This window comes from Streptomyces sp. NPDC030143 (genome assembly GCF_055573695.1).
This window is the reverse complement of sequence record NZ_JBVIAY010000050.1, coordinates 8,406-16,606: the sequence shown is the minus strand read 5'-3', so window position 1 is coordinate 16,606 and position 8,201 is coordinate 8,406. Positions and strand designations below refer to the sequence as shown.

8 protein-coding genes are annotated in these 8,201 nt (G+C 62.4%); 4 read left to right on the top strand and 4 right to left on the bottom strand.

What is annotated here, in order from left to right:
• The first annotated feature begins 371 nt into the window (after positions 1-371).
• Both ACZ4YY_RS37190 and ACZ4YY_RS37185 read left to right on the top strand, forming a co-directional pair.
• Positions 372-980, top strand: a complete 609-nt coding sequence (locus ACZ4YY_RS37190) for a transposase (RefSeq protein ID WP_468299791.1) — start codon at positions 372-374, stop codon at positions 978-980.
• A 474-nt stretch (positions 981-1,454) separates the two neighbouring features.
• Positions 1,455-2,615: an ImmA/IrrE family metallo-endopeptidase gene (locus ACZ4YY_RS37185; RefSeq protein WP_468299789.1), complete on the top strand. Its 1,161-nt coding sequence runs from the start codon at positions 1,455-1,457 to the stop codon at positions 2,613-2,615.
• Here the strand turns inward: ACZ4YY_RS37185 and ACZ4YY_RS37180 are convergent.
• The 4 genes from ACZ4YY_RS37180 to ACZ4YY_RS37165 form a co-directional block, all read right to left on the bottom strand.
• Entirely contained in the window at positions 2,612-3,385 is a 774-nt protein-coding gene (locus tag ACZ4YY_RS37180; protein WP_468299787.1) for a hypothetical protein, read from the bottom strand. The genes ACZ4YY_RS37185 and ACZ4YY_RS37180 overlap by 4 nt on opposite strands.
• A 166-nt stretch (positions 3,386-3,551) precedes the next feature.
• Positions 3,552-5,180, bottom strand: a complete 1,629-nt coding sequence (locus tag ACZ4YY_RS37175; RefSeq protein WP_468299785.1) for a PD-(D/E)XK nuclease family protein — start codon at positions 5,178-5,180, stop codon at positions 3,552-3,554.
• A 425-nt stretch (positions 5,181-5,605) separates the two neighbouring features.
• Positions 5,606-6,010 carry a hypothetical protein gene (locus ACZ4YY_RS37170; protein WP_468299783.1) on the bottom strand — a complete coding sequence of 135 codons (405 nt, stop codon included), beginning with the start codon at positions 6,008-6,010 and terminating at the stop codon, positions 5,606-5,608.
• On the bottom strand, positions 6,004-6,411 hold the full coding sequence (locus tag ACZ4YY_RS37165) for an ATP-binding protein (RefSeq protein ID WP_468299781.1): 408 nt from the start codon (positions 6,409-6,411) through the stop codon (positions 6,004-6,006). Before ACZ4YY_RS37165 ends, ACZ4YY_RS37170 begins: the two co-directional genes overlap by 7 nt.
• A 213-nt stretch (positions 6,412-6,624) precedes the next feature.
• Here ACZ4YY_RS37165 and ACZ4YY_RS37160 point away from each other — a divergent pair, with 213 nt between their 5' ends.
• Entirely contained in the window at positions 6,625-6,939 is a 315-nt protein-coding gene (locus tag ACZ4YY_RS37160; RefSeq protein ID WP_468299779.1) for a putative quinol monooxygenase, read from the top strand.
• Entirely contained in the window at positions 6,920-8,158 is a 1,239-nt protein-coding gene (locus ACZ4YY_RS37155; protein WP_468299777.1) for a helix-turn-helix domain-containing protein, read from the top strand. The genes ACZ4YY_RS37160 and ACZ4YY_RS37155 overlap by 20 nt, the downstream gene beginning before the upstream one ends.
• Positions 8,159-8,201: the final 43 nt, after the last annotated feature.

The following is an 8,201-nucleotide window of genomic DNA, read 5'->3' as shown; positions in this document are numbered from 1 at the left end:
CGCCGCGCTGCTGCACAGCCACAACTGATCACCGGCGGCCCTGACCTGCGGTCGCCTAATCGATCAACGGCCTGACCTGCTGCTGAGCTGTCGGTTAGCTGTCGACGTCTGGATGTCAAAGGCCTTTCACCTCCGAAAATTCGGAGGTGAAAGGCCTTTGAACTGGTGCCTCACGCCGCAAGCTGCGGGCCTGCAAGCGCGAGCAGCGGGGCAAGTCGGCCCCTGGCGGCGCGTCCGGGCCCCGTCCATGCCAAACGAGCTGGGCTTCGAAATCCGTTTGCACAGGGTCGCTTAGGGCCGGCTGTTGGTCGTCGCTGGTCGCCCTCGGGGACCTCGGACGGCCCAGAGACGGCCCAGGAGGGCGCTCAGCGGTGAGGAAGAAGGCCATCCCCGTAAGGCTGGAGTGGTGGGTGCGGCCGTCCGAGCCCGACTTCCCGCCCTGGCCCCGGGTCTACGCCTTCTTCGCCCGCTGGCGCGATACGGGCCTGGTGGCCGAGCTGCACGACCGGCTGCGGGAGGCCGTCCGCAGGGCGGAGGGCCGGAGCCCGGACCCGAGCGCCGGCGTCGTGGACTCGCAGTCGGTGAAGGCGGACGCCACCTTCACCGACCCCTCACGGCGCTTCGACGCCGGCAAGAAGATCAACGGCCGCAGGCGGCACCTGCTCACCGACACCCTCGGACTTGTCCTGGGCATCCTGGTCACGCCCGCGTCCACGACCGACCGGGACGCCGCCCGCACACTGCTGCCCGCAGGGAAACAGCGCTTCCGGCCGCTTGCCCGCATCTGGGCCGACGGCGGCTACACCGGCCACCTCATCGACTGGGCGGCCCAGCATCTGGGGCTGGTCGTGGAGGTCGTCCGCCGCAGCGAAGAGGCCCGCGGCTTTCAGGCTCTGCCACGCCGCTGGGTCGTCGAGCGGACCTTGCCTGGTTCTTGCAGAGCCGACGGGTCCCGTCTGGGGCGTCGATGTCATCCGTAGGTGTCACTGGCCTGGCCAGGGAGCAGTGGAGGTGGGTCCACTTCGGTCCGTCCCTGGCGAGTGTTGCCAGGATCCATGCTTGGCCGGCAGGACCTGCCACATTTCATGTTCAGGCATGGACAGCAGTACCTATGCCCGTGAGGGCATGGACCGCCAAGCTAGCCAGATCTGCTGAGATGCAGCACGTGCAATCACACAGCGCAGCCGTCGGAAGCACCTGACCTGGCCCGGAGGGCAGCACGGTTGGCGCGGTTGTCCACACGTTGTGAGGAGCGAACCGATTAGCGCCTGAGCGTGTAGTCACAGAGAGTGACTGTCAGTGGCAGGCGTTAGTGTTTCATTGGGCGGGGGCAGAGGCGTCAGTCCTGCAGCACTCACTGTGTGATCGCAAGACATCTGCCACACTGGTACACGGTTGATGAGCCACGCCGGAACCTTGCACAGAGAGTTGCCAGCGCATGAGAAGGGGCGGTGATGGAAGTGGATGAGACGCTTGAGCAGCGCTTCGTCGCGACTTTTCAGGCCCTGATCGCTGAGGGCCAAACACCTCGTGAGCAACTGGTAGAACTTCTCGGTTCTGAAATAGCTCTTGATGAGCTAATGATGGGTTCGCGTCTACCTTCTCTATATGAAGCGACTACGCTTGCGGCGTTTTATAAAGTCGCCCCCAGTGTCTTTCTGTGCGCGCAACCACCATCTATGGGAGTCAGCTTCCGCCTGGGTGAACTAGAGGGAATTTGGGACGTTAGTGACTCCGTTGCACACGCCACCAAACTCCTTTCGGTGGACCGGCTAACGCGCGATTGGGGCTACGAAGAGCCTGTTATACCACTCCCCAAGTTCGCCCCTTCGAAGGCGTGGAGTTATCGAGAAGCGGGCGAGAAAACTGCATCTCGCCTTCGTGCATTTCTCGACATCGAAGATACCGATCCAATCGGAGATCTCACCGGACTTGTTGAGAGTCTAGGTTATCCAGTCGAATACCGTGCACTTCCTCGTGACATCCACGGGATCTCCGTCCCTGAAGATTGGGACGGTGTTTCAGCATGGGTGATCTTGATCAACTGTCAAGATAACTGGGCGCGACAGCGTTTTACCCTCGCCCATGAACTCAGCCACATTCTGCAGCGAGATATAGGGCAGATTGTTGTTGATCGCGCCATTCTTGAGGATCGGCGCCCTGAGAAGATTGCTGATTCTTTCGCGAGGAACTTCTTGCTTCCAGAGGAAGCGCTACATGATTCCTACTTGAGGCACGGCAAAATTAAGACGTTCGAGCAAATGGCTTCGTTTGTCACGAACACTATGCTCACCTATGGTGTTAGTCGCGATGCCACTATGTATGCACTGCAGGAAACTGTCGGCGAGATAGCAGACAGTGAAATCTTCGATGCCTGCAGGGAAGCCAAAGTTGCCGACCTAATGTGTATTGCTGGAAACGAGCAGCTCTGGCTTGAGGTGAAAGGGAATCAAGGAAGCGCCTTCCCTTCGGAGCGTCTAACACAACAAGCACTGAACGCGTATGCAGCTGGCCTGATTCCGTTGACGGCGGTCGCCGACGTGATTACAGATGGCGACGAAGATGCTGCGCTGGAGCAGCTGAATGCGGCCGGCTGGGAGTTGGCCGAAGCCTAGGCCTGGGCGTCACATAGCGTGCAGTTACCGTTTCTCTGACGGCAGGTGAAGAAGTCGGAGCTCGTCGGCCGGACTTCCGCTGGAACGGTGGCGAAGCTCGAGGTCATGTGGTTAAAGTCCTCGAGCAGTTCGTCGGCGCCGAGTAGAGAATCCTGGCACCCCAGTTCTGCGAGCAGTTGGCCGGTGTGCTTCCAGGCGATGCCGTTTTGCTCTGCCACTCGCATTGCACCGTTGTCGTTCGTGAGGAGAACGGTCTTTGCGCCATGCCTCACAGTACGCAAGGCGCTAACGATGCTGTGTGCCTCGCCACTGTGCTTCTTCGAGGAACGCACGGTGTCGTCGGTCCGGCCCAAGGCGGTGTTCTGTCGCTCCTCGAACGCGTCCAGTTGGCGCAGGACACGACCGATCATCTGTACGGTCTCCTCCGTTGCAAGGAGGGGGTGTTCGGGAATGTCGCCAGCGTCCAGCATCTGCACGACAACGTCGGCGCTATCACACCTCGCGCGGTTCTCGGGAGTCCGTCTACCGTTCGGGATGTTGGCCATGACTCGAATTTCCTGCGCCACGGCGTACGTTACGACGAGTGATGAACCGTAGAGGGTGATCACCTTGTTGAGCACGGTCGGCCGGCGCCCGAGGGACACCAGGGTGCCGGTGTCGCACCAGGCCAAGTCGACCGGAGCATGGCGCTTCGGCTGGTTCGCTATCGTCTGCCAGCGTGACGGCTGAACTTTCGACCTCGGCTGGAGGTTCGGGCTGCGCAGTGCCATCGCCTTAGGGGAGGGGCGCCCCAGGTCGTCCAACTCCCCCCTCCTCGCCATCCCGTTCACTCCCGCTCCGCGCGCGGGTGCATCCGCACAAGCGTAGCCTTGACGCGGGGTGTTCGCAGCCGCCTCCGTGAACGCGCTGGGCCCAGGCCCCCCAGCACTGGGCTGCTCACTCCAGTGTGTCGGCGTCGCCCTCTTCGTCAGCTGCCGCTTCGGGACACCAGTCTCTAACTGGGCACCAGGTGCAGTGCTTTCCGGGAGTGGCTTCCCAGGTCGTGTCTCTGTGCCAGGACTTGGCTCGTTGCCTAACCTCTTTCTTCGCCATTCGCAGGACACCTGCATCGTTGAGGTCCCACTCGAAGATCTTGCTGTCTTCTGCGGCGATCACCTCCAGTTCAAGCCGAGCTGAGGCGCTCTGGTAAGGGCCGCGGTAGCCACTAGCAAATAGATTGAGTAGCCAAGAAGATGCGAAGAAACGATCGAATGCTTCGGCGTTGTCCTCCGGAAGATCGCGACTGGTTGTCTTGGTTTCCCGAATCACTAGGCACTCATCGGAATCCACGAAGATCATGTCAGGCGTACTAGCGATTATTACGTCAGCGGTTGCATCGTATCCGTAGAGAGGTGCTTCGATGGAAATAATCTGAGTGCCTGCACCCACCGGGCAGTTGTTAACGTGATGGGCGAGATAGGGTTGGACCTCTGAATATTCCTCCCTGGAAAGGCTTGACGTGAAAGCGTCCGGATCGTCGAAATCGGCAACATCCTTAGTCGTGCACCTTACTGAGCGGCTATGAGCGGTTGCAATCCACTCATGAACTAGGCGACCGCGGTGCGATGCGGCACCGGAGGAGTCTTTTCGCGGCAAGAATTGGGAGAGGGTAAGGAACCATTGTGCTGGGCAAATCTCGTAGAGCTCAATGTCTCTGGCGCTAACCGATCGAGTTGCTGCCCCCGGACTGGTTTGACCTAGAAATCCATCCAGCTTTTCCAGGGCTCCACAGCAGCCTGCGATTTTGCAGTCCTTGCAGAATGAGCCCGGGTGTGTGCTGTCGGCGCTGATGATTTTCTGCAGGTGCGGTAGCGCGATTGATGTGAAGGCGGATCGAACATCGTCGGGAGCGGCGTCAAAGAGGACCTGATAGGAGGAATCACACAGTCCTATTTCAACGATGCGAATGCGCGAAACGGTTCCTCGAGGAGGGAAGAGGCCAGCTACATGCGCGGCGACGACAGTCCACCGGTCTGGTACTTCAGGCTTCTCCCTGATGGTGCCCAGCCGGATTTTCCGTACTTCACGGATCCCGTTTGGAGCATCGTACAGAGGTGCCCAAACAGTGAGAGTCCCATTAGGTTCAGGGAAAACCTTAGGGTCGAAACAGCGAAATTCGAGTCCAGGAATTTCTGTGGTCAGTACGTCATGAACTTCTAGATAGTTCGCAATGGCATGTTCCGCGTACCTGCGCGTGGCGGGGTGCATTGTGGTCCCCGCTAGTTTTTCCTGAATCAGGGCTTGCAAGCCGTGCCATGTCTCAGCTCTCGGATCACCATGCATGCTGCAGGCTGCTTCGCGGATAATGTTGCCAAGAAAGGGGTGGCTGTCGTCCCGTCGTCGCCGCCAGTCCGGACTGCTGACGTCGGGACGGACCTTCAGTGCACCGCCCATGCCGCAGGTCTTGGACCGCTCCTGCACATCGGTAGCACTGATCTTCAAGATGTGCGTGCGCCCGACCAGGCTCGGCCGCACTACTTGAGCACACATGTTTGGCCAGCCCCCATTCAAGCGACGAAGTGTCATATTACGACTTTGAGGGCGACGGAGCAGCAGCGTTTGAAGTTTGATCATCCCACACAGCCGGACCGTGTTGGCGTCCGCTTGCGGGTGGGACCTAAGGTCGGCGGAGCGGCTTTGGGCTGGAGCTGCTTTGGGGCGAGTGATCATGGCCCCGTAAGCTTCCGGCGCGTCGGGCAGTCTGTGGACCTGCCCGGTAAAGCACGACGTTGGGGCCATGATCTTAGAGGCTCGCCCCGAAGTGGCTGCCTAAAGCCGTGGAGCCGACCGCCCCAGCCACGACGTGTTCTGACCTAGCTTGCTCTTGGGCGGGAGCGGGTGGTCGGCGGTGCCGAGCGGGGCAGAGACATGAGCGCGGGCGCCGCCGGCCGCCCGCGCCCGCCCGGAGGAGCGAAGCGACGACGGGTGCTTGAAGCCGTTAAAGAAGGTTGTTACTCAGTCTGATGCCTGGGGCTGTGTGGCCTGTGCGGCTTGAAGTCGTAGGCACATGAGGGAAGTTGCTTGGCCTGACGGTGTGCCATCGGCAGGAAGAGCGCTGGTCGGACAGTCCATGTGATGCGTGTGCTGACGTGGGTGATGGACACCGTCCACGGCTCCCCGCGCAACAGGGCTCGCCTCGTGTCGATGCGGTCGTCGTGGAGTCGCGTCCATGCCTCCTGAGAAGCGGCCGCGTCCAGGGCCGGTGAGATGGTGCGCAGGATCGTCGCCACCCAGTTGTTCGCCTCGACCGCCGAGTACGCATCGAACGAGCCGAAGAGCGCCGGCGGTTGCCGCCCGCCCAACTTCTCCGTCCAGCACTCGCACCAGAAACCGGGACTGGTCGTGTCCCTCAGCATGGGCGGCCTCCCCGGTGACGGTCTGCGCGGAGCTCCGCGGTGATGGTGCGGCCGGAGTCGTCTCCCTGGACCGTGACGCTGTCGGCGAGGGCGGCGACCATGCCGAGCCCACGGCCGTGGGTGGCGTTGATTGGTGGGTGCTGGACCTCGGGGGTGGTCTTGCTGTGTCCGGCGTCGGTCACCGCGATCGTGGTGGTCAGCTCGGAGACGGTGAGCGTGACGTGGAATGCGCTGGCGCCGTCACCGCTGGCGGTGTGGGTGAGCGCGTTGGTGCCGAGTTCCGTGAGAATCAGCGCGGCGTCGTCAGAGCGCGGGTGACCGTTCAAGGTGGCGTGGATCCAGTGTCGGGCCGTGCGGAGTGCTCGGGGGTCTCCCGGGAAGGTGCGTCGGTGCGTTGGCATGGCGTCCTCCATGGCAGTGACCTGCTGTTTTCTGCGTCCTCCGGGCGGACCGGCTGACACGGACCATGCAGAGCCGTACAATTAGTACTAGCACCGTACCGAATGTGCGCGTACTGGGAGTGCGGGTTCGTACTTTTCGTGCGGGCTGGTGGCGCATAGCGTTCGCCGCGTGGTCTGGTGCTGACCTGGATGCCGATAGAGGGAGGACTCCGCATGTTCGGGCTGTTTGTGCGCTTCACCTGCAAGGACGACGCGGCGGCGGCTGCGTTCGACGACCTGGCGGAGCGCACCGGTGAGCAGATCCGGGCGAACGAGCCCGGAACGGTGATCTACGCAGTGCACCGCGTTGACGGTCGTCCGCTGGAGCGCGTGTTCTACGAGCTCTACCGGGACAAGGGCGCCTTCGAGGAGCACGAGTCGAAGGAGTACGTGCGTGCCTTCCTCGCGGCGCGGGAGCAGTACCTGTCCGCCGTCGAGGTGGATCGCTTGGACTTCGTGTCCGGCAAGGGTGTGGACGTTGAGCACTGAGTATCAGAAATCGCTCGGCCGCAAGATCGCCTTCAATCGGAAGCGCCGGGGACTGTCACAGAAGGAGTTCGCCGGCCTTTTGGGGCGCTCGGAAGCGTGGGTGTCCCAGGTCGAGCGGGGCGTGCGGCGTATCGATCGGATGACCGTGCTGGAAAAGGTCGCCGAGGTCCTTGAAGTGCCGATCGCCGAGTTGGCGGCTGAGGCTCCCCTCGTCGCATCGGTGGCCGATGGGGAGCCCCCAGGCGCGAGTCGCTTGCGAATGGTGCTGAGTGCCGCGCATTCGCTCAAGGCAGTTCTCAGTCGGCAGGACACGTCCCCTGACGTGCCGGCGCTGCGTGCCGAGGTGGACCGGGCTTGGTCACTCACGCATCAGGGCAACTACGCCGACCTGGCCGAGCTGCTGGAAGAGCTGGTTCCTCGACTGGAGTCGGCCACCCGGTCCGTTCCCGACTCGGACCGCCCTGAGCTGTTTCGGCTGCTGGCGGTCATGTATCACACATGCAGCGGCGCCCTGGCGAACATGGGTGAGCCGGAGGCGGCGTGGATCGCCGTGGACCGTGCCGTGGTCGCTGCCGAGCGGGCGAACGATCCGCTGCTGATGGCGGCCGGCGAATTCCGGCTGTCACTCGTCTTCCTCGGCGCGCGACACTTCGAGCAGGCGGCCCAGGTGTCCGGGAGCGCGGCTGAAGCGCTGGGGCCTCTGTCCGATTCCGGACAAGTCGAGGCGGTCGCGCTGCGTGGTGCGCTGACGCTGCAACGGGCGGTGGCCGCCGCTCGATTGAACCTTGCTGATGAGGCGTACGGATATCTCCGTGAGGCTCGTGAGATGGGCGAACGGGTAGGTGACGGGCGCAACGACTACAACACCGAGTTCGGCCCGACCAACGTCGCCCTGCACGAGGTCGCCGTCGCGGTCGACCTCGGAGACGCCGGAGTCGCCATGCGGGCTGCGCAGACTGTTGACGCCTCCGAGCTGTCGGCCGAACGCCAGACTCGTTTTCAGATCGACGTAGCCAGGGCGTATGCCCAGCGAAGGCAGGTCGGGGATGCCGTCGCGGCACTGCTGTCGGCCCGTGAGCTGTCACCGGAACTGGTGCGGGCCCTGCCGCTGGTGAAGCAACTCACCGCGGACCTGTTGACGATGAGCCAGCCGCCCTCTGAGGAATTGCGCGCCCTCGCAGGAGAGTTGGGCGTACACGAAATGCGGACTGGTACCTGAAGTACTAGACAGTACTTGGAGTGCGAGTTACTCTGGTTGTCGT

What these genes read in the sequence shown, in the direction of transcription:
- ACZ4YY_RS37185 (WP_468299789.1), top strand. Translation starts at nt 1,455, where the DNA reads ATGGAAGTGGATGAGACGCTTGAGCAGCGCTTCGTCGCGACTTTTCAG.
- ACZ4YY_RS37180 (WP_468299787.1), bottom strand. Translation starts at nt 3,385, where the DNA reads ATGGCACTGCGCAGCCCGAACCTCCAGCCGAGGTCGAAAGTTCAGCCG.
- ACZ4YY_RS37175 (WP_468299785.1), bottom strand. Translation starts at nt 5,180, where the DNA reads ATGACACTTCGTCGCTTGAATGGGGGCTGGCCAAACATGTGTGCTCAA.
- ACZ4YY_RS37170 (WP_468299783.1), bottom strand. Translation starts at nt 6,010, where the DNA reads ATGCTGAGGGACACGACCAGTCCCGGTTTCTGGTGCGAGTGCTGGACG.
- ACZ4YY_RS37165 (WP_468299781.1), bottom strand. Translation starts at nt 6,411, where the DNA reads ATGCCAACGCACCGACGCACCTTCCCGGGAGACCCCCGAGCACTCCGC.
- ACZ4YY_RS37160 (WP_468299779.1), top strand. Translation starts at nt 6,625, where the DNA reads ATGTTCGGGCTGTTTGTGCGCTTCACCTGCAAGGACGACGCGGCGGCG.